This window comes from Vibrio sp. 9-16B-A1, from assembly GCF_056726165.1.
Window position 1 is genome coordinate 134,234 of sequence record NZ_JBSDZD010000005.1, and the last position, 21,993, is coordinate 156,226.

Below are 21,993 nucleotides of genomic sequence, written 5' to 3' on the forward strand. Positions count from 1 at the left end.
GCTTAATCCTGAATATCGACTGACTGACCGTTCCAGGCCAGCAGATACACTTTCTTACTCGCACTGCGGTCAGCTTTCTCACCACCGGCGATCAGAACACCGTTTTTCGCAGAGAACGAAGCGCCATAGGCCAGACCTTCAGGCAGATTGTTGACCTGGCTCCACAGCCCTTTACGCTGAACGTAAATCTCCGGATTGAATGCCTTACCAAAGCCGTTGTGAGCAAACATATTGCCGCTCTCAAATGCGGACTTCGCGCCATGGAAGTTTGCACCGCCAGCTACAATCAGCGCGCCGTTACTCCAGCCTGCATAGGCGCCCGCGACACCTTCCTGAACCGGGGCGTTCATTGGCGCAGGGAGGGAGTGCAGGCTTTGCCATGGCTGAGGCAGGCCATACTGGTACTGCTTCACCTCCGCAGTTCTCAGGCCCGGTTTTATCTCCCCGCTGACCAGGGTGGCCTGGCGGCCATTAGCAACCAGCGCCGAGCCACAGTTTGGCAGATAAGGAGACAAACCAAGGTCGCTCCACTTGCCGGTTTCAGGCTTAAAGCTCAGCACTCTGCGGTTCCATTTATAATCGAGTGGCGGCATGCCCATGTAGTCATCGACAATCTTCTGCCAGGCTTTTGGCTGGGTCTTCTTGTCGGTAGTATTGATATCTGACAGGTACTTGTCGAAGTAGCCCTTGTTGTAGCCACCAAAGAACAGGATATGCTTCCCGTCCGGCGAATAAGAAGCCGCGCCAAGCAGCCCTGTCGGTGTTTTGGTATTGGCCTGAGACCATCGGTTGGTCTCTGAGTCATAGCGGTACACGCTGTCAAACAGCACCGGCGAGATGTCGCTGGCTTTGGTTTTACCGGAGCCACCAAAAACATAGATATCACCTTCGACGACAGAAGCGGTCGCACCACTGCGGGCCGGGCCGATAAAATCAGCCTGCTTCTGCCAGCCTTTCTGAGGCGCCGAGGTATCGAGCATATAGAACGCGTTACCGGCAGAGCCCAGACCAACATAGATCTTTGAACCAACCTGAGCGCTGATACCACTTTTTACCCCGACCGGAAGATCCGGCCACTGCTGGGCAGCAGAAGCGTTAAAAGAAAGAACCAGAGCGGCAGCAAGCGCTGTTTTTGCAAGCCCATGTTTTACAAGCAAAGGTGCAGAGATATGCGGAGAGCGAGTGTTCATTTTCTTATGTCCTTATACGGGTGGTGTTCCACCCTTATTGTTTAAAATTCGCTCTTATTATTGATCAATGGAGAAATTTATCTTTGATCAAGTTAACAATAAAAATAATTTTTACCTATAAATAAAGAAAAGCCCGCAATATCCATACGGGCTTAAAATTCAAATAGTTACACATCAGGCAAGTCCGCCTGATATGCGAAGTTCAGTTGTAAAACAGCGCTTAGCTGGTCATCAGCGGCATCACGACTTCCGCCGTTTCATGGACAGATTCGGTGTACTCAGGGTAAGCCTCCAGCAGACTGTTGATAAGCACGTCTACCAGCAAAAGGGCCCCCACTTTGGATGCAAAGGCGCCACCGGTCAGCGGCCCTTCCGGCCTTGCCGCCACCAGCATTTCATTAGAGGTGGCGGAAAGCGGGCTGTGATTAATATTGGTCAGCGAGACGACCGGAATACCGCGCTTATATGCCTGATTCGCGGCGTGAATCACCTCTTTGGTCGAACCCGAACTCGACACAGCAAACCACAGATCCCCTTCGCTGCAACGGGAAGCATTCATCGATGCCAGATGCGTATCTTCAAACATGATCGCTTTCTTGCCGATACGGATCAGCCGGTAAGACAAATAACGCCCCACAATGCTCGACGCACCAACGCCAACACAACCGATGAAAGAAGCTTTGTGTACCAGCTCCACTACCCTGCGCAGGGACTTGCGGTCGATAAGCTTGGCGGTATCCTGCAGGCTGTCTACCGCGCTCTGCGCTGAGACGTCACAAATATCGCCTTCAATCTCTGACGCGGTCTGAGCGGAAGTCTGGCTGAGCTCGACAGCCAGCGCCATACGAAAATCGGAATAGCCTTTAAAACCCATATCCCGGCATAAGCGCACCACGGTCGCTTCACTGGTCTGTGTATTGCGGGCAAGGTCGGTAATGGTCTGAAACTGAACGTCATGAGCATTTTCTAAAACATAATCGGCGACCAGTCTCAGTTTTTTACTCAGGGGCTCCATATTCGAGCGCAACCGGACAAGTAGATTTCTTGGTGAACTCACAATGGCCTCTTTTTAATATGATTTGCTGATGTAAAAGTATCAAAATCAGGGAGATTTGGATACTTAAAACGGATCTGCGCCCGTTTGTGAAAGTCAGGGGAGCTGACTCCCCTGAACGCTTTACTACAGGTTTTGCAGCTTACAGAAAGTCGGCATCACGCATCTTAGCCAGCACATCTGCTTTTTGCGCGGCAGTCAGCGGGCGGATAGGAAGACGCGGGTCACCAGCGTCAATGCCGTGAAGCTGCATCGCCGCTTTACCGGCTGCTACGCCGCCATACTCCACCAACACGCGGATGATAGCGATGACTTTATCCATCAGAGCGTTCACTTCTTCGTGCTTGCCCTGGTTAAACGCCTCAATGATCTTCAGGTACAGCGGAGCCGCGTAGTTATAAGTACTGCCTACTGCGCCCACCGCGCCAACAGCAAGGCCGGCTGGCAGAAACTCATCCACACCGAAAGGTACATCAAACTTGCCACCGGAAACACGCACACAACGCTGATACTCATAAAGGTCCATGTTGTTGAACTTGGCACCGGAAAGGTTTGGAATACGCTGCTCACCTTTGATCAGGAACTGCTCCAGATCCAGATTCACACCAGACATGCCAGAGTGGTAGTAGTAAAACCCTTTTGACGGCGCCGCCTCAGCAATCTGAGCGCAGTACTCTACCAGGTCGTCCACGCTGCCCGGCTTAAAGAAGCAAGGGCCGATTGCAGAAGTGGCCAGAATATCGAGTGTCTCAGCGTGACGGGTCAGCTCAAGGGTATCGATGATACTCAGCGCACCGGTGTGCAGGATAAGATCCAGTTTACCATCCGACGCTTTTACCCAGCGCTCAGCAATCGCTTTACGCTCTTCCACCGAACAGTGGATACCTTCGCCGGTCGTACCGCACACATAAGCCCCTTTTACGCCCTGCGCAACAAGCAACTCTGCGATCTGGTCAATCGCTGCAAAGTTAACTTTGTTGTTTGCGTCAAACGGAGTATGCGGCGCAGCAATTAATCCGGTCAGTTTTTTCATCATTTATTACCTGTAGTGTGTTGTTTGTGGCCGGGCTGTGTTGCCCGGCCTGTTAAGTTTTATTGTCCGTAGCCCAGGAAGATCTCCGGCAGAAGCAAAGTGAACTGAGGGAATACAGCAACCAACGCCAGCACGATAAACAGTGGCACCAGCAGCGGGATAACGCCTTTGGTCAGGGTATGGAACGGAATATCACCAACACGGGATACCACGTACAGAGCCATACCCATAGGCGGAGTCAGAATACCGATCATCAGGTTAAGAATAGCCATTACCCCAAAGTGAACCGGGTCGATGCCTACCGCAGACGCAACCGGCACCAGGAACGGAACCAGAAGCAACAGCAGTGCCAGTGACTCAATAAAGGTCCCCAGGAACAGCAGCAGCAGGTTAATAAGTAACAGCAGAACCAGAGGGTTATCACTGATGGTCAGGAAGTAGTCCGCCAGCATCTGAGGCAGTTGCTCACGCGCGACAATCCAGCCAAATACGGTTACACCCATTACCATCAGAGCAACAACAGCGGTGGTGTTAACGGTTTCTTTGAGGATCTCCACAAAGCCTGACAGAGTCAGCTGTTTGTAGACCACGGTGCCCAGGAACAGCGCGTACAGAGAAGAAACTACTGCCGCTTCAGTCGGGGTGAACTTGCCCGAGAAAATCCCGCCGATAATGATCACCGGCGTCAGCAGCGACAAAAACGCTTCTTTAAACGACTTGGCCTGCTCGCGACGGGTTGCTTTTGGCAGCGTCATGTAACCGCGTTTTTTACAGATAAAGTAGCTCATCACCATCAGGGCGACACAACACAGAATGCCCGGAACCGCACCGGCCAGAAACAGCGCACCGATAGAGGTGTTAGACACTACGCCATAAATAACCAGCGGCACCGAAGGCGGCACCAGCGGACCGATAATGCACGATGCCGCAGTCAGGCCACCGGCAAAGTCATCGTGATACTTGGCATCACGCATCGACTTTATCTCAAGCTGGCCAAGACCGCCTGCGTCTGCCAGTGCTGAACCAGACATACCGGAAAACAGCAGACTGGCCATGATATTAACGTGACCAAGGCTGCCGGTAACGTGACCGACCATAGACTTGGCAAAATTAAAGATACGCTCAGTAATACCCGCGCTGTTCATCAGGTGCCCGGTCAGTACGAAAAACGGTACAGCCAGAAGCGTAAAGTTATTGATACCACCCAGCATCTGCTGAGCAGCAAAGTTAATGCCTGTGCTGTTAGTGAGCACCAGAAAAACCAGTGCGACAAAAATCAGCGAAAATCCTACTGGCATGCCGGCGAATAACAGCCCCAGCCAGCCAAAAATTGAACCTGCCATGGTTACTTCCTACCTCTGTGCGACCTGAGTTGAGTGAGCGGACTGCGACTGACCACAGCGGCGAAACTCACCCACTATGCCAATCATTTTTTCAATCTGGCGAACCACCATAAATACGCCGCCCAGCGGCAGGCTGTAGTTCATCCATTTAGCGGAGATCTCAAGGGTGATCAGTTCAAAAAAAGCGGTGCGCTGAACGTGCTGATACCCCAGCCAGATAATGGCAAAAATTGAAACCAGTACCGCCAGCTCAAGAGAGAGTACCAGCAGCAATCTCGCTTTCTCCGGCAACTTGTCAGAGAAAAAGGTAATGTTGACGTGCGTACTGCGTTTAATTGCAATCGCACAGCCAATTAACGACATATACATAAAAAGAACCCTGGCGAGTTCTTCACTCCAAAGGGAAGGATCGTTAAGCAACCAGCGGGTGCCGATCTGCCAGGTCAGTACCCCCAGCAGGATCGCCATCAGCGGCACTGTGATGATCTCTTCAATATTATTAAAAATCTTGCGTAACATGCTCGGCTCCAGGGCTGGCCACAAGTGGCCAGCCAGGTTGGTCTGCTTCAGTTCAAACTAGCGAAAGCTGGACTGAAGTGATTACATCGCTGCCAGTTTTGCGATGATTGGCTGGCCAATCTTCTTCTCGAAGTCTTTGTACAGCGGCTGCATCGCTTCACGGAATGGTGCCAGATCCGGATAGGTCACGTTCACCCCTTCTTTCTCAAAGAAGGCGATAAGCTCAGCTTCCTGCTTTCTTACCAGAGAGTTGTTCGCGTCGCCCGCTTTCGCGACGGCTTTGTTTACGATCTCTTTCTCTGCATCAGACAGTTTCTGCCAGGTTGACTCAGCGATAAGAACCATCTGATCGTTAACGATGTGGTTAGTCATCGCCAGGTTGCCCTGCACTTCATAGAATTTCATGGTCTTGATGGTTGGAAGCGGGTTCTCCTGACCGTCTACCGCATTGGTCTGCAGCGCCAGGTACACTTCTGAGAATGCCATCGGCGTTGGTGACGCACCGGACAGCTTGGCGAAATTCAGGTTCGGCTTGGCATTTGGTACGCGAAGCTTCAGGCCTTTAAAGTCTGTAATAGAGTTAAGCGGACGGTTAGAGGTGGTTTCACGGGTACCGTAGTACCAGGTATCCAGCGCACGCCAGTTAAACTTGGTCAGCATCTCGTCACGGATACCCATACCAAAATCTGACTCAAACATACGGCGCAGATGGTCAAAGTCGCGGGCAACGTAAGGCAGTGTTACCGCCTCAGCGCGTGGGATCCAAAGCCCCATACGGCCAAACTCTGCATAAGTGATATCCAGGTCGCCCATTGAGAGCTGTTGCAGCATTGCGCGGTCATCACCCAACTGAGCGCTTGGATAGAGCGCCAGTTTCAGCTCGCCGTTACTCAGCTCTTCTATGGTGTCCGCCAGTACCTGAGCAGAGGTGTACTCAATCGAACCGACTGAACCCTGCATACCCATTTTAAGTGTCGTTGCCGCCTGTACAGATACAGCACATCCCAGAGTCAGCATAGCGAAGGTAATCTTATTCATGGCTTTCATATTGTTCCCTTTTACGTGTTTCACCACTTTCAAAAAAAGTTTTTATTTCGTTTGAAAAAAATCTTCGTTATGGATTATTATGTCAGCGAAGATTATTTTCAAATCGACGTTTATATAAATGTGATCGTGAGCAAATTATCAGTTACCCGGCCCTTACCCCGGACAAACTGATGAGCTGTAGCAGCAAGCCAAACTGCCACTTCACGGGAACTACTCATAAAGAAAGAGGCCCATTGTGAGAGCTAATAACTTAACTATTGATGAACTGAGATCCTCATTAACCGGCCAGACGGTTGTATCCATTCAGCCTGTTACCGGAAGCCCATTGGAAAAAACCGAATTCATCGTTGCCATGGCGGTCGCCGCCGAACAGGCTGGCGCCAAAGCGCTGAGAATTGAAGGTGTCTCCAACGTAGCCGCCGTGGCCGCTGCAGTTAGTGTACCTATCATAGGTATCGTGAAACGTGACCTGGCGGACAGTCCGGTACGCATTACCCCTTTTGCATCTGACGTGGATGATCTCGCGAATGCAGGCGCCACCATCATCGCTTTTGACGCGACAGACCGTGTCCGCCCGGAAACGCGTGAACGCATTGCCGATGCCATCAAACACTCCGGTTGTTTTGGTATGGCAGACTGCAGTTGCTTTGAAGACGGTGCCTGGGCCAGCAGTCAGGGTATTCAGGTCATTGGTTCTACCCTGTCTGGTTATGTTGGGGGAGAAGAGCCGGTTGAGCCGGATCTGCAACTGGTAAAACAGTTTTCTCAGAAAGGATTCTTTACTATGGCAGAAGGACGTTACAACACCCCGGAACTGGCAGCTCAGGCCATCGAAGCGGGTGCTGTGGCGGTTACCGTCGGCTCCGCCATCACACGCATGGAAGTCGTCACCAACTGGTTTAACTCAGCCACTCAGGCGGCAGGAGTACGCAATGAGCACTTTAGCCATTGATATTGGCGGCACTAAAATTGCCGTTGGCTTAATCAAAAATGACACCATCGCAGAGCGCAGGCAGATGCCAACGCCAACTGCCCGTTCAGCAGGCCATTTTGCCGAAGAGATCCTGGCTCAGTGCAGCGAATGGCTGGATGAAGTGGATCGCATCGGGATCTCCACAACAGGTCTGGTGACCCCGGAGGGGATCAGCGCGATCAACCCCGATACCCTGGCGTTTCCTGCACCTTTCCCGCTCCATCACGCCATCGCTGAGCAGACGGGTAAACCGGTTGAAATGCTTAACGACGCCCAGGCCGCAGCATGGTTCGAATATCTGGCGCTGAGTGATGAATGCAGCAACATGGCCTACCTCACCGTATCGACCGGCGTGGGTGGCGGACTGGTACTTAACGATCAGCTGCATAAAGGCCGCGGAAATCTGGCCGGTCATATCGGCCACACCGTTATCGATATCAATGGCCCGCAATGCGGTTGCGGACAGACCGGCTGCGTGGAAGCCATTGCCTCCGGCACCGCAATAAACAAAGCCGCCCAAAATGAAGTCAAAGATGGAATTTCCAATATCGAACTGTTTGCCAGGGCCGGTCATTGCTCCAAATCAAACGCAGTGATCGAGCGCAGCGCCAAAGCAATTGCAACTTTATGCTGCAACCTGAAAGCCAGCCTGGATCTGGATATCGTGGTACTTGGTGGCGGCGTAGGGCTCGCAGAAGGCTATCTTGAGCGGGTAAGCCGGCATATCAGCGCTGCACCCAAAACATTTCAGGTTACCATTGTTCCGGCCCGGGGTGATTACGATGCCTGCCTGCTCGGCGCGGCATTCCAGTTTAAAGCAGGTGAGGAACGATGAGTTTAAAAGCACTGACCGCTGCGCGGATCTTTGATGGTGAAGCCTTTCATACCGGAAAAGCGCTGGTGTGGGAGAGTGACCGTATCAAAGGGCTGATACCCACAGAATCACTCAGCCCGGAAACAGAGCGCATTGACTATCCCGGCGCGACCATCGTTCCCGGCTTTATTGACCTCCAGGTAAATGGCGGTGGCGGCGTGATGTTTAACCAGCAGACGGATGTTGAAGGTATCGACACTATCTGCAGAGCGCACCGCAAACATGGCACTGCCTGGCTTCTGCCTACGCTTATCAGCGATACTCCGGAGCAGCTGAACAGGGCACTGAACGCCGCTGAAGCTGCGCTGCGCGATAAGATCCCCGGTATCCTGGGCGTTCACCTCGAAGGCCCATGGCTCAACCCGGAGCGAAAAGGCGCTCACAATCCGGAGCTGTTTTACGATCCGTCCCCCGAAGAGCTCAAAACCATGCCATGGCTGACCCTGGGTAAGACCCTGGTTACGCTCGCGCCGGAAACCGTCAGCAGCGCTGCCCTGGAGTGGCTGAATAACAACGGTGTTATCGTCTCCTGCGGCCACAGTAACGCAGAAGCAACCCAGCTTACAGATGCACTGGAGAGGGTAAACGGCTTTACCCACCTCTATAACGCCATGTCTCCCCTTCAGGGACGCGAGCCCGGCGTAGTCGGCACTGCGCTGATGACCGATCACGCCTGGTGCTCGATCATCACAGATGGTATCCACGTGGCACCTCAGAGCGTGCTTCTGGCCCACCGCGCCAAACCAGAAGGCAAACTGATTATCGTCACCGATGCGATGGCGACCGTCGGTTGTGAGAGCGATTCGTTTGTGCTGAACGGCGAGACCATCTCAGTTAAAGACAACAGGCTGGTCAATGCAGCCGGCAGCCTCGCAGGAGCTCATATCGGCATGGATCAGTCTGTCGCAAAAGCGATCGAATGGGGCATTGATGAAGCAGAAGCACTGAAAATGGCCTCTACCTACCCGGCGCTGGCGCTGGGTGAGCATGAACTCGGTCAGCTGAAAACCGGGTTCCGGGCTTCAGCCACCATACTCACACCAGAGTATCGCAGCCTGGGGGTGGTTGTTAACGGACAACTGTTCAATACTCAATAAGCGAATGTGCCAGACAATGATGAAAAGAGGATAAAAACCGGTATTTGTCCTCTTTCAGGTCTGGCTCCTTCATACCAGGAGACAGTCCCCTGCCCCCCTGCATTATACCCGCTTCTGACAGAACACTTTTCACTCAATTAATACAGGCTATTACATAATCGATGAATATTAGTGGTTGCTTGTCCTTCTCAACTCCGGTCTAATACGCCACTTTCCCGAAATTCCTGATAAGAGATCACCAAGTGAAAAAGCTTCTGCCACTGATGCTGGTTGCATTATTATCTGCCTGTTCTGTCACGCCGAACGCGCTGAGAGAATCGGCCCCGAGTCTTGACCTGTCTGCACAAGACAACTCAGAGCATCTGGCAATGTGTATCTCTGAAGGATGGGAGAACCTTTCGACCACCGGCAGCAGCCCGGTGGTTAACTACCGTCCAACCGAAAACGGCCATACGGTCTCGCTGTATATCTCTGGTACCCTGAGCTACCTGGCCGATATTGAAGACATGGACGACGGCAGCCAGGTAAAGGTCTATAATAATACGTTCGGCCTGACCAAAGAGCCGGCTTTCGAAGCTGTCAAAACATGCGCAGGAAATCAATAATCACCAGGTTCTGACTTGGTAAAACCCGGCCCGTCTGCTTTAATTTCAATATAACCAATAATTTATAATAAGAAGAATCATTATGCGTAACCTGATTATCGCGGGGCTGGTTACTCTGTTTGCTGGCTGTGCGACTTATGCCGGACTCAATTACGATCAGCTTTTTGGTACCCCGGAAGTGCGTGAACGCCGGGCACCACTGCATTCTGCCCAGTCTGATTTCTTTATCGATGAGGTGAAACCTGTCATCGATAACCGCTGCGTGGTGTGTCACGCCTGTTACGATGCTCCCTGCCAGCTCAAGCTCTCCTCTGTTGAAGGGATTGACCGTGGCGCCAATCCGGCGCTGGTCTATGAAGGCACCCGCCTGACCGCGACGAATCCAACCCGCCTTTTTGAAGACGCCCAAACCACTCAGGAATGGCGTGATATCGGTTTTCACCCGGTGCTGAATGAACGGGCACAACTGCCTGAAGCCAACCTGGAAGCCGGACTGGTTGCCCGCATGCTGCTGCAAAAAGAGCAGCACCCGCTGCCGGATGACGTTCAGCTGGAGGGTTTTGATTTCTCCATCGACCGGGAACAGCAGTGCCCGACGATTGAAACCTACGCCGAATACGAAGCCGAATACCCGACCTGGGGTATGCCTTACGGAATGCCAAATCTGGACCAGAAAGAATATCAGACCCTGATGCTGTGGCTGGAAAACGGTGCAGTAATGAATGATCCAATCCCGGTTACAAAAGCCCAGCAAGCGAGAATCCACCGCTATGAAGCCCTGCTTAACGGTAACAGCCTGAAAAACCAGCTCGCTGCCCGTTACATCTACGAGCACCTGTTCCTGTCCCATCTCTATTTTGCAGAGCTGCCGGAGAAAACACGCTTCTTTACCCTGGTGCGCTCGGCGACCCCTCCCGGTCAGCCGGTTAAACGCATTGCCACCCGCCGCCCTTATGATGACCCGGGTGTTGAGCGGGTTTACTACCGCCTTATCCCTGAGCAGGCTTCAACCGTCGACAAAACCCACATGCCATACGCGCTGACTGATGCGCGCCTGACACAGTGGCGCAGCTGGTTTATTGATGCGGATTATCAGGTCACTGAGCTGCCCGGCTATAAAGCCGATGTCGCGGCTAATCCAATGAGTGCATTCAGCAGCCTGCCGGTAAAATCGCGTTTCAGCTTTCTGCTCGAAGACGCCCAGAACACCATTATGTCCTTCATCAAAGGCCCGGTATGCCGCGGCCAGCTGGCGTTAAACGTAATAAACGACCGCTTCTGGGTTTTCTTCCTCGACCCGGAAAAAGCAGATATTCCAGAGGTGAATGAGTTTTACCGCAGCCAGGCAGAGAACCTGAAACTGCCGGGCGAACTGGAAAGTAACGTGCTGCCGGTCACCCAGTGGCTGGGCTATTCCCGCCAGCAGGCGCGTTATCAGGAAGCCAAATCAGAGTTCCTTAACCAGTGGTTTAAAAATGGTGAGCACCTGACCACAGATGTCATCTGGACCGGCAACGGCACCAATCCCAATGCGGCCCTGACCGTGTTCCGCCATTTTGACAGTGCATCGGTTGTGCAGGGCCTTGTCGGCAAGCCACCGAAAACCGCCTGGGTGCTGGACTACGCCCTGCTCGAACGCATTCACTACCTGCTGGTGGCAGGTTTTGACGTGTACGGTAACTTCGGCCACCAGCTGATGACCCGAATGTACATGGACTTCCTGCGCCTGGAAGGGGAAAGCAACTTTGTCGCCCTGTTGCCAAAACACATGCGCCATCAGGAGCTTTCCGGCTGGTATCAGGATCAGAGCCCACAGCTGAGCAGTTTCCTGCAGCGCAATGTTAAGCCATTTGATCAGCCGACCGGAGTGCATTATCAGAGTCGCCATTACAAAGCCGAACTGTTTGATATTCTGAAAACCCAGCTGTCTCCGGTGTTGAGCAACCGCTACGCTATTGAACAAACCGGCCTGAAGCCGGAAAACGAAGCTGCACTGCGCTATATCGACAGCATCCGTGGTGAAGGCCTGTTGCCGATCCCGCAAATCGTGATGCTGATGATCGAATCAGAAAGCGGGCAGGATCAGCTGTTTACTCTGCTGCATAATAATTCGCACTCCAACATCTCCAGCCTGTTTGATGAGGAGAGTAACCGGGATCCGGAAAATGATGACCTGACCCTGGTCCGCGGCGTTGTCGGCAGCTACCCGGCGGCTTTCCTGTCCCTGAAAGAAGCGCAGATCCCGGAACTGGTTCAGCGCCTGAGAACCATGGAAGACGAGGATGACTACGTCGAACTGCTCGACCGCTTTGCAGTGCGCCGCAGCTCTCCGGACTTCTGGTCATTCAGTGACCGGGTCCATAAATGGTATCAGCAGGATCAGCCGGTTGAGTATGGCTTACTGGACTATAACCGGTTTGAGAACCGGTAAAGCCAGGCCGAAAAACTTAAATCAAAAGCAGACTGGAAGTGGCCATGAAAGAAATCGTTTCAGAATCGGAACTGACCTGCCCTGAGTGCGGGCACCGGAAAACAGAAATCATGCCCACGGATGCCTGCCTCTGGTTTTATGAGTGTGAAAAGTGTCACAAACTGCTGAAACCCAAACCAGGGGACTGCTGCGTATTTTGTTCTTATGGCAGCGTTCCCTGTCCTCCTGTGCAGAAAGATGGCAAAGGAAGCTGCTGTAGTTAATCTTTGATTTCAGGTCAAAACAAAGTGTGCTCTACCCTGAGCAGCAATCCGATTTAGTTGGTTCACTGGATTCAACCAGCTGTGATGCTGCAATAAGGGCTGCTTTAATGACGAGGTTCGCGGGGACGGCCTCAAATTCACTGGTTCCGATCTTTATCGCCCTGCAATCATTATCTCCACATACTGAACAGCATGGGCTGCCTGTAATCTCTGCTTCAAGCCAGCTTTCCAGCGGCTTACCCGCTATCCAGATCCGGTTAGACTGAGAAGGATCTGCCATGAATGACTCCATGCTCAGTTCTCTGATTTCAAATGCGACGTCAATGTCCAGGGGAAGAAACGCCTCCTGCAGTTTTGCCACTGCAGTTTTTAACTCTTCATACGTGGTGCCACATCGCGGACAGGTCTGCCCATGAAAATCGACCAGGCGTTGCCACAATATAAGTAATGACTTCATCTCTCCTCCTGAATACTCTTTGACTACACAGGCTTTGACTCAAACCAGCCTGAAGTCCGTCTGCAGATGTTCACCAGCATCAGCATCACCGGCACTTCTATCAGCACGCCAACAACCGTCGCCAGTGCCGCTCCGGAAGAGAGACCGAACAACATGACTGAGGTAGCAATCGCGACTTCAAAATGATTGGAAGCCCCAATCATCGCCGCCGGAGCCGCATCTTCATAACTGAGCCTGAAGAACCTGGCAGCAAGATATCCCAGTGCAAAAACCGAAACAGTCTGAATAAAGAGCGGAACTGAGATCCAGAGAATGGTCAGAGGGTTATCCAGAATGATTTCCCCTTTAAAACTGAAAAGCAGTACCAGGGTTAACAGCAGCGAGCAGATGGTAATTGGGGTGAGCACATGGATAAATTTCTCTTTAAACCATTTCTCACCTTTGTGCCGGATAATCCATATCCGGGAGAAGTACCCCGCAATCAGCGGCAGGGCAACGTAGATGACAACAGAAAGCAGCAATGCCTGCCAGGGCACAGGAAGCTGGCCTATCCCGAGCAAAAAACCACCCAAAACACCATACAGGACTAGCATAGTCAGCGAGTTGATGGCCACCATCACCAGTGTCAGACTGTCATTTCCTCTGGCCAGATACCCCCAGACCAGAACCATGGCCGTGCAGGGAGCAATTCCCAGCAAAATACACCCGGCAAAGTAGCTTCGCCAGAGCGGGATCTGCAACATTTTCACTCCGTCATGCAGAACTACAACCCCGTCTCCATAATCAGCTCCAACCGGCAAGTTGAGTCCAAACGGCATTTTGACCAGATCCACCGCCTCATTGCCGATAACCCCCTTAAACAGTACCCCAAGGAAAAACACAGAAATGGCATACATGGTAAAGGGCTTAACACACCAGTTGATAAACAACGTCAGAAATACAGGTTTGCCACTTTTACCGGCTTTGACCACACCGGCAAAATCAATTTTCACCATGATGGGATACATCATAAAAAACAGACACACCGCGATCGGAATGGAAATCACCGGCGCACCGTTAACATGAACCGCCATACCATCGAGTGCCCTCGCGAACTCGGGGGCAACCTTACCCAGCATAATGCCTGCGACAATACACAGCGCGACCCAAAGTGTCAGGTAACGCTCAAACAGGCTGCTCATTTTCCTCTCTGTTACAGGAATCTGTTTACCGTTCATATCATGAGCCTGCAAATCTTCTTTATACACATATATGAGTATAGTTTGACTGGCCACTGTTACGCATTTGTCTCCAGGAGGATGCATCTCATGCCTCACCTGTTATCGGCACTATCAGCAGCAGGCAACTTTCCTGTACACATCGTCAGTTTAAAATGTCACTCTTATGCGACGAACAACCCTGTTTCTTCTTGCACTTACGGCTCACACCCTTTAGCGTATTCACTTTGGCCCGCCTTTGCACAAGGTTGCATGGCCGCACAGAATGTAATCACATCAAGAAATTATAAGAGCTGACACATGAGTACAGAGAACAACAAGGAACAAAAAGCCGCATGGCAAACTGCCATGCCGGAAGGCCAGTTTGAATTTATGAAGAAAGTGCTGGCTTCCCCGTCACCGATCGGCTTTGAAGCAGCGATGAGCTACGGCGTGATCAAGCCTGAGTTTGAATCCTTCATGCCACAAGGCTGGGCAGTGCATCAGTTCAAAGGTAACGCTGGTCTGGTATTCGACTCTCACCCGGGCCGTGATGATCTGGTGAGCGTAATGATCGTTGGTCACGCTGATAAGATCCGCATGCAGGTGCGTAAGATCGATGATGACGGCAAAGTATGGATCAACACTGACTCTTTCCTGCCAACCACGCTGATCGGGCACGAAGTAAAAGTCTTCTGTCAGCACCCGGATGATGTCACCAAATACAAAGTCATCGAAGGCTGCACCGTGGAAGCGCTGGGCGCGATCCACTTCTCTACCCCGGCGCAGCGTAGCGGCGAGCAGGGCATTAAGCCAGAATCTATCTACCTTGAGCTGCACACTCACGGTAAAGACCGCAAAGCACAGGTTGAAGCCCTTGGCCTGCGTGCCGGTGACCCGATCATTCTGGATCGCCCAATCAAACGTGGTGTATCTGAAGATACTTTCTACGGTGCATACCTGGACAACGGTCTGGGTTGTTTCTCTGTCACCGAGGTTGCCCGCCTGGTAGCCAACGAAGGTCTGGATAACGTTCGCGTACTTTACACCATCGCGACCCACGAAGAGATCGGCCGCTTCGGTTCAACTCAGCTTGTGGGTGAACTGAAACCTGATGTACTGATCGCGACCGACGTAAATCACGACTACGAAGCAGCACCAGGCATCGGTGACCGCCGCATGACTCCGCTGAAAATGGGTGATGGCTTCACTATCGGCCGTGGTTCTGTAACCTCTGAGTACCTGGTACAGGCTATCGAAGCGGTGTGCCGCGAGCAGGAGATCCCTTATCAGCTGGACTTCTCAGGCCGCGACATGGGTACTGACGGCATGGCTGCCGCGCTGGCAGGCGTTGACAGCGCATCTATCAGCATCGGTTACCCGATCCGCAACATGCACACCTCTTCTGAGTCTGCTCACACCGGTGACCTGCTGGGTTCAATCCATGGGATCGCAGCTCTGCTGCGTCACTTTAATCAGCTTAACGATGGCAAAGGCATCAGCCGTGATGACCTGAAAAACAGCCATATCCGCCTGGATCATATCTGAGCCTGACTCAGACAGCTCCAATACAAAAGAGGCGCAAGTATGCGCCTCTTTATCATTCCATACCTCTGTTTCCAGGATCTGATCTTATCGTCCGAGTGAGCCTGGTAACAGTCCGTTCTTAGCTAAAACAAACCATGTGGCTTACGCGAGCAATACTGCCTGTACAGCTTATAGACAGAATGGCCAACAGCACACAGCAGCAAAAAAACTGTAAAATATTGCTCATCAGTATACGCGGCATAACCATACAGCGCGGCAAGAATGAACAAACACAACCGGATGTACATATAACGCTCTGAAAACTTCTTATCTCAACACAGCCAGCCATCATAACCAGCCATAAATAAAACCTGAAGCATCAAAATGTCACATATTTGCCACAAAATGTAACCAGCATGCTTTAACCAACATGCCCGGCCACCATGGCCGCTACATCCCTGGCTGGCAGATTGGTGTTATCCACCGACAAAGCGTTGGGGTGCTCAATCCCCACAAACTTCATCTCCTCAAACAGGCCATTCATAGTCTTCGGACAGGAAAGCTTATGCGAATTGATCCTTTCTTCTGACATCAGCCGTTCAAACACCGCTTCTTTGTCCGGACACAAATGAACCGGATAAACCTCAATTCCCTGCTGCTCAAAAAACGCCAGATAACGGTTAATTTCTTCAGCATCACTCTCGTAGCAGGTCATATAGGTCATCACCAGATGGGTAACGCCAAGCTGATGCGCTTTGGCCAGGGTGGTTCGTCGTATCTCGTTGGTAAAATCATGGAAGTCTTTTTCACCAAACTCATCATAGATCGACAGACTGAGATCCACAGCCAGATGATTGTGAAAAAGCTTGTAACCAAAGTGCTTACTGAGTTCTTTGGCAACCGTCAGCTTTCCGGCTGCGGGGGCACCATGTAACCATACTAATTTCATACAACTTTCCCGATTCTGTTTTCCTGTACTCAAACTACCAGGCTAACGGGCAAAAGTGCCCGGGTCAAGTCAGAGGTCTGACGCCCCGGGCCGGATCAGGATTCAGAGCCAGCCTCAGCCACAGATGCAGCTGAAAGCTTCGTCATAAGACCTTCGATATACTCTTCAACACGTCTTTGATTATCTGCATGCAGTGCATTCCCGCACTTTTCAGATCGATACTGAATATCCGGGTCAGAATAGACAGGCACAATCATACTTTCATAACTCATCACGGTTCCGGCATTGGCACATTTATACGCCCGGGCATAAGGCTTAACCAGATGACGGTTTTGCGGGCTTGTATTTCTCTCCAGCTGCCCCTGAAGCAGTGAAAATAGCAGTGTCTCAGAATGATTTGCCCACATCAGATGGCCAAACTCATGCTCCAGAACATGCTCGGAGGCATCTTCAGCAAGCAATATATAGCTGTCACTCAGATCAAAGTCAGTCGCCCCGGTTGTACCGTCTTCAAATACCGGATGATCATACGGAACCACAAACACGTAAAAACTGAGCGGATCATCCCGCAGGGCTCTGACACGATCACCACCTATCGCCACCATGCCCTGTGAATGAATGTCCTCAAAATACTCCAGGCCAGAGAACTTAAAATCAACGTACTCAAATGAAGCTAAGGCCCGGCGCAACTGCAAACAGGAGTTAGCCAGTGTCCGGTTAGCAAACTCCACCTGTTTAGCTGCATTCTTCCCGGTAAAAACATTCTTCAGGGTATAATCAACAAAGAAGTGGACAGAAGTAGTTATAACAGGCTCTGTGACTTCACACGCCGGCAGTATTAACTGCTCTTCATCCCAGGGAGTCCGGTCTGGCCGGTTAAAAAAACATAAAACCACAGCAAAAACCAAAGCGCCTGCAGTCAGAACTTTCTTCATTATTTGTATACCACCTTAAAACGCTCAGGAACCAGCAGAGTATCTTCACGGACTGAATGCCTGGCCCCCAGAACTGAACAAAAAAGCAACTCATTTGCATTTTATAAAACACAATTTTATGTCTGACAGCAGGCAAGCATCCTGGTCCTGGTCATCATTCATGTAAGCCACTGTAAATTAACATATTTATTATTAACAGTGATATTACCTTCAAATACCTGCTTCAGATCGGTTCAGACAGCCCGTCAGGGCTTGCCCGGAGAATCATACGCGTCAGACTGATAAGAGGGAGTCCGGTTTTAATGACCGGGAGCGCATATCGGGAGGACAATGCAGAAAAACAGGAGTGAGACCCAGAAAAGAAAAGGAGGCGATAACCGCCTCCCTGGAAACATTACACAGCGCGCAGGCGATCGTGCAGCCAGTCTTTCAGTTCGGCCCGCTCGTGCTTGAGTTCGGTCATGGCCATGTCGTCGATTGGCGAGCCGTTGAGCTCAAGTTCGCGGATCTGTTTATCCAGTGAATCGTAGCGGCTGGCATCAACGGCAAAACGCTCGTCACTGTTAGTCAGTTGTTGAATGGTGTCTTTGAAGTTTGGAAACTCACTCATTAGTGAATGATCTTCACCCAGCATAATATCCCCCTGTGGAGTTGGTGGCGTATAAGGTGGTTCGCCAACGAGCTTAGACCCCACCAGGGGAGTTCGCCATCTCAGACAGGGGAAAATCTCAGGTCTCAGATCCTGATCGTATTTTGACCAAATTCTGATCAGTGCTTCTCAATACCGCTACAGAACACTGTAACTATTCTTTCCCTGAGACTTGGTCTGATATAACGCCTTATCAGCCCGGCCGTAGATAAAATCCGTGTTCCGGTCCTCTGGGCTGAAATGGCTCACCCCTATGCTGACTGAAGCCTGGCGGCCGTCAAGCACGGTAGTGAGATGATCGCTGATCACGTTGTTCAGTCGCCGGGCCAGTGCAATGGTAAAGTCGGGTGAGCTGTCGCGGCAGAGAATACCAAACTCATCGCCGCCAAGGCGCCCGGTGACATCGCTCTGGCGCAACTCTGTTTTTACTGTAGTCGCCAGCTGACGAATGGCTTTGTCGCCAGTCTGGTGACCGAGCTCATCGTTAATTTGCTTAAAGTCATCAATATCGAGCAACAGAAAACCACTGTTTACGCCACGACGGTTAAAGTCATAAAACGCTTCATTGAGGCACTCAAACAACTTACGGCGGTTATAAACCCGGGAGAGTGCGTCGACTTCCGAGTGGTATTTAAGCTCCTGCTCCAGCAGGTAACGACGGGTAATATTGTGCGCGACCCAAACCACAGCCCGCTCACCATTGCGCAATGAGGGAATGGGATTGATCCGGCCCTCAAACCAGAGCTCACCGCCAGGCCCGGAGCAGGCATCCAGCCCGGTGACATCTTTACCTTCCAGCGAGTATTCGACCAGTATCAGACGATTTTCATCCAGAGTCTGGCGGATCAGTTCCTTAAACCAGGTGGCTTTGTCTTCCGGCATTACATCAGACAGGTTCTTCCCTATCAGGGCACGTCCGTCGTGATAAAGTTCCGGATCCTGCCCTCCGAACACATCAACGTATGTTCCTGACTCCGTAAGGATAAAAACCGGATCGGGAAGAGCAGAGATAACTGCCATCCACTCTGCGCTGCTTGTTATATTCATTTGCCACATCCGTATGCTTAAACGTCGCCCACGCGGCCGCGGGCACCAACTGATCTGAATGCGAATTTTATCGAGTTTTCAAATATTTTGCTTCGCTAATTTAGTCTTTGTAGCATAAGTGAAACAGTTGCAAAAAAAAGCCCCCAGATGGGGGCAAGAGTACACATAATGATGCGCAGTAAAAAAGTAATAAGGAAGGATGAAATGGGGGGAGTCGCTGAGCGCCCCCCCGGTTTATTATTGTATTAGTTCAGCGCGTCAATCAGCACCAGTTCACGCTCAAGCGCGATCTTCTCTGCGCCAGCCGCAGCTTTCAGCTTAGCTTTACGCTCAGCAATGGCATCGGCTTTGGCTTTATCGCTTTCAAACAGCAGGCCTTTAACGTTGATCGAAGCAATGTTGGTGTAACGGCCATCTTCACTTGCCGGTACGTCAATCTTGCCGCTGTTGATCAGCTGCTTAACGATCTCACGCTCTTTCTCAAAACCTTCAAGACCAGACAGCTTCCAGCGGTTCATTGGCTTGCCTTCGTACACGCCTTTCTTCTGCTCAGTCAGGTAACGAATAGTCAGGTTACGGATGGTACCGTCTTCCTCACCGTATTTGGCTTCTGTATCAAACAGAACCGGGAACTGCTGGCCTTCCAGCACGCCACCTTTCTTGGTCAGATGACCCATACGGTAGCTGTTCATACCAATGCGGATTTCCGTGCTGTCAGTCACCGCTTTGCCATCGGCAAACTTAAGGTCGGTAATACGCTCACCGGCAGGTTTGGTCAGATCGATGGTGTAGGTCACACCAGCAAAGAAGTCATTGGTTGAGTACTTGGAAGCGCGGCGCTCCGGGTAGAAGCTGTAGGTAACATCACCTGGTTTAACAGAATTGAAGTAACCAGCGGACCACTCCATGTAAGTCTTCAGCTCTTTACCTGTCATCTTATACACGGTGATCTCACCACCGGCATACTGGTAGTTGTATGCGATGTCTTTGGCTTTGATCGGACCCACATCCAGCTCGGCGTTGTCATTATCGATCTGCAGTGCGATCACGTTCGCCTGTGGTGCGTAGAAGAAGCTCGCTTCCTGGAACAGGGCGCTGATGCCGGTATCCTGAACGTGTACCTGAGGAATGCCGCGAATTTCGTTTTCCGGTACCAGGTCGGTGCCTTTCAGCTCTGCCACTTCACGGTTGGCCATTTCTCGCAGGCGTTTGTGGTAAGGCTGGTACAGCTCTTCCATCTTCTTGTCAGAGTCCACACCTTTGATCTTGTAGGTGAAGCTGTCTTTGTTCACCAGGGTGTACTTTCCGCCACGCTCTTCAAACTGAAGGTCGATACGTGACAGAGCGCGGCCGTATTTATCCGGTTCTGTAATGATCACGCCATTCACTACGGCTTTGTCGATACGGGTATGCATGTGACCGGCAACAATCGCATCCAGTTCAGGGTTACCGTTGGCAATATCTGTTACGCCAGTGTTGGCGATGTCATTTTCATTTTCGATACCCATGTGCGCCACCAGCACAATCGCATCCACATCGTTTTCGATCTCGTCGATGACTTTTTGCACTTCAATGGTCGGGTTGGTAAAGCTCATACCCTCAAGACGATTGGTTCCCTGCGCAAACACTTCAGTCATCGGTGTATCCATACCGATCATGCCGATCTTAATTCCGCCACGCTCCAGAATGGTGTAAGCCGGCAGGAAACGGTTACCATCCGGGCGGCTGATGTTACCCGCCAGTGCTTTACCCTTGAACTGAGTCAGTGAACGGTTAAGCACTTTCAGACCAAAGTCAAACTCATGGTTGCCCAGTACCCAAACGTCGTACTTCATCTCGTTGAAGCCCAGCATCATAGGATCTACCGGTTCATCTTTGAACGTCTCAACGAAGTTACCCTGAATGGTGTCACCGGCATCAACCAGAATGGTGTTTGGCTGGTCTTCACGGATCGACTTCACTTTGGTCGCGATCTGGCTCAGACTGCCGCGCATGTTCAGTTTATCTGCCGCGTAATCCCAGGGCATAAAGTGACCGTGCAGGTCAGAAGTACCCAGAATGGTCACATTATGAATGTCACCATCAGCAGACAGGGCAGGAAAAGCAAGGGTCAGCGCAATCGCGCTGGTAAGCAGTGTTTTTTTCATATTTATTCATATCACTTGAGGGAATCGTGCGCATAGTAATAGATTGCTTATTAAATTAACGTGATGAATATCGGAGATCTGATGTAACAGAACGCCATATTGCAATGATTTACGAGAGATTGTGCAATTTAAACAACCCGGGTAAACATTTACTCCGGCTTTAAGATACGTCAGCAGCCATTTCTCAAATTGACAAATATCCCCTTCTCAATTTGAGATACCGACCCACAACCACTCTATCCGACTGAAAAATAAACAAATAATATCTGGCACGTCTCGTGCAACCTCTCAACCGGACACCAAATGAACCGGAGAGAACACCATGGAACTGAGAAAGATTGAACACAGCCAAATCACCCTGACCCTGATGCTGAATGGCGACTTCGACGCTACCGGCAGCCGTGATGCCCTGCCTCACATCGATGAAGTGATCAAAACCGACACCCACAAAGATGTACGCATTGATTTCAGTGACGTCCGTTTTCTGGACTCTTCCGGCATTGGCGCCATCGTCTACCTCTACAAGCGACTGGCCGAGCGGGAGCGGGAGATGCGAATCGATAATGTTCATGGTCAGCCACTGGAGATCATGCGCCTGCTTCGTATCAGTAACGCCATTCCGGTTAACTCACAAAACGCCTGAGCTCAGGCCCGGAC

Annotated in this window: 21 protein-coding genes; 8 read left to right on the forward strand and 13 right to left on the reverse strand. The window is 51.3% G+C overall.

The window, feature by feature from the left end; genetic code table 11:
• Positions 1 to 2 precede the first annotated feature (2 nt).
• From ACVB80_RS10195 to ACVB80_RS10220, 6 genes are all read right to left on the reverse strand, one after another.
• Positions 3 to 1,190 (reverse strand): N-acetylneuraminate epimerase, encoded by a 1,188-nt coding sequence (locus tag ACVB80_RS10195; protein WP_481081180.1) that lies wholly within the window; start codon positions 1,188 to 1,190, stop codon positions 3 to 5.
• 220 nt (positions 1,191 to 1,410) lie between these two features.
• Entirely contained in the window at positions 1,411 to 2,247 is an 837-nt protein-coding gene (locus tag ACVB80_RS10200; RefSeq protein ID WP_481081181.1) for a MurR/RpiR family transcriptional regulator, read from the reverse strand.
• Positions 2,248 to 2,386: 139 nt separating this feature from the next.
• A complete protein-coding gene (locus ACVB80_RS10205) occupies positions 2,387 to 3,277 on the reverse strand; it encodes a dihydrodipicolinate synthase family protein (protein ID WP_481081182.1) in 891 nt (296 codons plus the stop codon).
• 59 nt (positions 3,278 to 3,336) lie between these two features.
• Positions 3,337 to 4,620 (reverse strand): sialic acid TRAP transporter large permease SiaM, encoded by a 1,284-nt coding sequence (gene siaM, locus ACVB80_RS10210; protein ID WP_481081183.1) that lies wholly within the window; start codon positions 4,618 to 4,620, stop codon positions 3,337 to 3,339.
• Positions 4,621 to 4,629: 9 nt separating this feature from the next.
• The gene (locus tag ACVB80_RS10215) at positions 4,630 to 5,151 is read right to left on the reverse strand and encodes a TRAP transporter small permease (RefSeq protein WP_481081360.1); all 522 of its coding nucleotides are present in this window, start codon (positions 5,149 to 5,151) and stop codon (positions 4,630 to 4,632) included.
• Positions 5,152 to 5,220: 69 nt separating this feature from the next.
• Positions 5,221 to 6,186 carry a sialic acid TRAP transporter substrate-binding protein SiaP gene (locus tag ACVB80_RS10220; RefSeq protein ID WP_481081184.1) on the reverse strand — a complete coding sequence of 322 codons (966 nt, stop codon included), beginning with the start codon at positions 6,184 to 6,186 and terminating at the stop codon, positions 5,221 to 5,223.
• A gap of 235 nt (positions 6,187 to 6,421) precedes the next feature.
• On the opposite strand from ACVB80_RS10220, the gene ACVB80_RS10225 reads away from it, so the two are divergent.
• The 6 genes from ACVB80_RS10225 (at position 6,422) to ACVB80_RS10250 (ending at position 12,429) form a co-directional block, all read left to right on the forward strand.
• Positions 6,422 to 7,138 carry a putative N-acetylmannosamine-6-phosphate 2-epimerase gene (locus ACVB80_RS10225; protein ID WP_481081185.1) on the forward strand — a complete coding sequence of 239 codons (717 nt, stop codon included), beginning with the start codon at positions 6,422 to 6,424 and terminating at the stop codon, positions 7,136 to 7,138.
• On the forward strand, positions 7,119 to 7,994 hold the full coding sequence (locus ACVB80_RS10230) for an N-acetylmannosamine kinase (protein ID WP_481081186.1): 876 nt from the start codon (positions 7,119 to 7,121) through the stop codon (positions 7,992 to 7,994). Before ACVB80_RS10225 ends, ACVB80_RS10230 begins: the two co-directional genes overlap by 20 nt.
• Positions 7,991 to 9,130: an N-acetylglucosamine-6-phosphate deacetylase gene (gene nagA / locus ACVB80_RS10235; protein ID WP_481081187.1), complete on the forward strand. Its 1,140-nt coding sequence runs from the start codon at positions 7,991 to 7,993 to the stop codon at positions 9,128 to 9,130. Before ACVB80_RS10230 ends, nagA begins: the two co-directional genes overlap by 4 nt.
• 242 nt (positions 9,131 to 9,372) lie before the next feature.
• Complete coding sequence (locus ACVB80_RS10240) at positions 9,373 to 9,735, forward strand: hypothetical protein (protein ID WP_481081188.1); 363 nt, start codon at positions 9,373 to 9,375, stop codon at positions 9,733 to 9,735.
• An 82-nt stretch (positions 9,736 to 9,817) separates the two neighbouring features.
• Positions 9,818 to 12,166 carry a fatty acid cis/trans isomerase gene (locus ACVB80_RS10245; protein ID WP_481081189.1) on the forward strand — a complete coding sequence of 783 codons (2,349 nt, stop codon included), beginning with the start codon at positions 9,818 to 9,820 and terminating at the stop codon, positions 12,164 to 12,166.
• Positions 12,167 to 12,210: 44 nt separating this feature from the next.
• On the forward strand, positions 12,211 to 12,429 hold the full coding sequence (locus tag ACVB80_RS10250; RefSeq protein ID WP_481081190.1) for a GDCCVxC domain-containing (seleno)protein: 219 nt from the start codon (positions 12,211 to 12,213) through the stop codon (positions 12,427 to 12,429).
• Between the two features lie 31 nt (positions 12,430 to 12,460).
• On the opposite strand, the gene ACVB80_RS10255 is transcribed toward ACVB80_RS10250, so the two are convergent.
• Together ACVB80_RS10255 and arsB are read right to left on the reverse strand one after the other, a co-directional pair.
• A complete protein-coding gene (locus ACVB80_RS10255; protein ID WP_481081191.1) occupies positions 12,461 to 12,886 on the reverse strand; it encodes a DUF2703 domain-containing protein in 426 nt (141 codons plus the stop codon).
• Positions 12,887 to 12,909: 23 nt separating this feature from the next.
• The gene (arsB, locus tag ACVB80_RS10260) at positions 12,910 to 14,103 is read right to left on the reverse strand and encodes an ACR3 family arsenite efflux transporter (protein WP_481081192.1); all 1,194 of its coding nucleotides are present in this window, start codon (positions 14,101 to 14,103) and stop codon (positions 12,910 to 12,912) included.
• 300 nt (positions 14,104 to 14,403) lie between these two features.
• Between arsB and ACVB80_RS10265 the strand changes: the two genes are divergently transcribed.
• Positions 14,404 to 15,630, forward strand: a complete 1,227-nt coding sequence (locus ACVB80_RS10265; protein WP_481081193.1) for a M20/M25/M40 family metallo-hydrolase — start codon at positions 14,404 to 14,406, stop codon at positions 15,628 to 15,630.
• 400 nt (positions 15,631 to 16,030) lie between these two features.
• Here the strand turns inward: ACVB80_RS10265 and ACVB80_RS10270 are convergent, their stop codons facing one another.
• From ACVB80_RS10270 to ACVB80_RS10290, 5 genes are all read right to left on the reverse strand, one after another.
• Complete coding sequence (locus tag ACVB80_RS10270; protein WP_481081194.1) at positions 16,031 to 16,558, reverse strand: DEAD/DEAH box helicase family protein; 528 nt, start codon at positions 16,556 to 16,558, stop codon at positions 16,031 to 16,033.
• A 95-nt stretch (positions 16,559 to 16,653) separates the two neighbouring features.
• Complete coding sequence (locus tag ACVB80_RS10275) at positions 16,654 to 17,493, reverse strand: hypothetical protein (protein ID WP_481081195.1); 840 nt, start codon at positions 17,491 to 17,493, stop codon at positions 16,654 to 16,656.
• Positions 17,494 to 17,887: 394 nt separating this feature from the next.
• Positions 17,888 to 18,127, reverse strand: coding sequence for an HP1242/YdcH family protein (locus ACVB80_RS10280; protein WP_481081196.1), 240 nt, complete (start codon positions 18,125 to 18,127; stop codon positions 17,888 to 17,890).
• 153 nt (positions 18,128 to 18,280) lie between these two features.
• Positions 18,281 to 19,189 (reverse strand): GGDEF domain-containing protein, encoded by a 909-nt coding sequence (locus ACVB80_RS10285; RefSeq protein WP_481081197.1) that lies wholly within the window; start codon positions 19,187 to 19,189, stop codon positions 18,281 to 18,283.
• A gap of 245 nt (positions 19,190 to 19,434) precedes the next feature.
• The gene (locus ACVB80_RS10290; RefSeq protein WP_481081198.1) at positions 19,435 to 21,336 is read right to left on the reverse strand and encodes a bifunctional metallophosphatase/5'-nucleotidase; all 1,902 of its coding nucleotides are present in this window, start codon (positions 21,334 to 21,336) and stop codon (positions 19,435 to 19,437) included.
• 322 nt (positions 21,337 to 21,658) lie between these two features.
• On the opposite strand from ACVB80_RS10290, the gene ACVB80_RS10295 reads away from it, so the two are divergent.
• The gene (locus tag ACVB80_RS10295; protein WP_481081199.1) at positions 21,659 to 21,979 is read left to right on the forward strand and encodes an STAS domain-containing protein; all 321 of its coding nucleotides are present in this window, start codon (positions 21,659 to 21,661) and stop codon (positions 21,977 to 21,979) included.
• The last annotated feature ends 14 nt before the right edge of the window (positions 21,980 to 21,993 follow it).

Coding starts and splice junctions, on each gene's coding strand:
- ACVB80_RS10195 (WP_481081180.1), bottom strand. CDS start 1,190: ATGAACACTCGCTCTCCGCATATCTCTGCACCTTTGCTTGTAAAACAT.
- ACVB80_RS10205 (WP_481081182.1), bottom strand. CDS start 3,277: ATGAAAAAACTGACCGGATTAATTGCTGCGCCGCATACTCCGTTTGAC.
- siaM (WP_481081183.1), bottom strand. CDS start 4,620: ATGGCAGGTTCAATTTTTGGCTGGCTGGGGCTGTTATTCGCCGGCATG.
- ACVB80_RS10220 (WP_481081184.1), bottom strand. CDS start 6,186: ATGAAAGCCATGAATAAGATTACCTTCGCTATGCTGACTCTGGGATGT.
- ACVB80_RS10230 (WP_481081186.1), top strand. CDS start 7,119: ATGAGCACTTTAGCCATTGATATTGGCGGCACTAAAATTGCCGTTGGC.
- nagA (WP_481081187.1), top strand. CDS start 7,991: ATGAGTTTAAAAGCACTGACCGCTGCGCGGATCTTTGATGGTGAAGCC.
- ACVB80_RS10245 (WP_481081189.1), top strand. CDS start 9,818: ATGCGTAACCTGATTATCGCGGGGCTGGTTACTCTGTTTGCTGGCTGT.
- ACVB80_RS10250 (WP_481081190.1), top strand. CDS start 12,211: ATGAAAGAAATCGTTTCAGAATCGGAACTGACCTGCCCTGAGTGCGGG.
- ACVB80_RS10255 (WP_481081191.1), bottom strand. CDS start 12,886: ATGAAGTCATTACTTATATTGTGGCAACGCCTGGTCGATTTTCATGGG.
- arsB (WP_481081192.1), bottom strand. CDS start 14,103: ATGAACGGTAAACAGATTCCTGTAACAGAGAGGAAAATGAGCAGCCTG.
- ACVB80_RS10265 (WP_481081193.1), top strand. CDS start 14,404: ATGAGTACAGAGAACAACAAGGAACAAAAAGCCGCATGGCAAACTGCC.
- ACVB80_RS10270 (WP_481081194.1), bottom strand. CDS start 16,558: ATGAAATTAGTATGGTTACATGGTGCCCCCGCAGCCGGAAAGCTGACG.
- ACVB80_RS10275 (WP_481081195.1), bottom strand. CDS start 17,493: ATGAAGAAAGTTCTGACTGCAGGCGCTTTGGTTTTTGCTGTGGTTTTA.
- ACVB80_RS10280 (WP_481081196.1), bottom strand. CDS start 18,127: ATGCTGGGTGAAGATCATTCACTAATGAGTGAGTTTCCAAACTTCAAA.
- ACVB80_RS10285 (WP_481081197.1), bottom strand. CDS start 19,189: ATGAATATAACAAGCAGCGCAGAGTGGATGGCAGTTATCTCTGCTCTT.
- ACVB80_RS10290 (WP_481081198.1), bottom strand. CDS start 21,336: ATGAAAAAAACACTGCTTACCAGCGCGATTGCGCTGACCCTTGCTTTT.
- ACVB80_RS10295 (WP_481081199.1), top strand. CDS start 21,659: ATGGAACTGAGAAAGATTGAACACAGCCAAATCACCCTGACCCTGATG.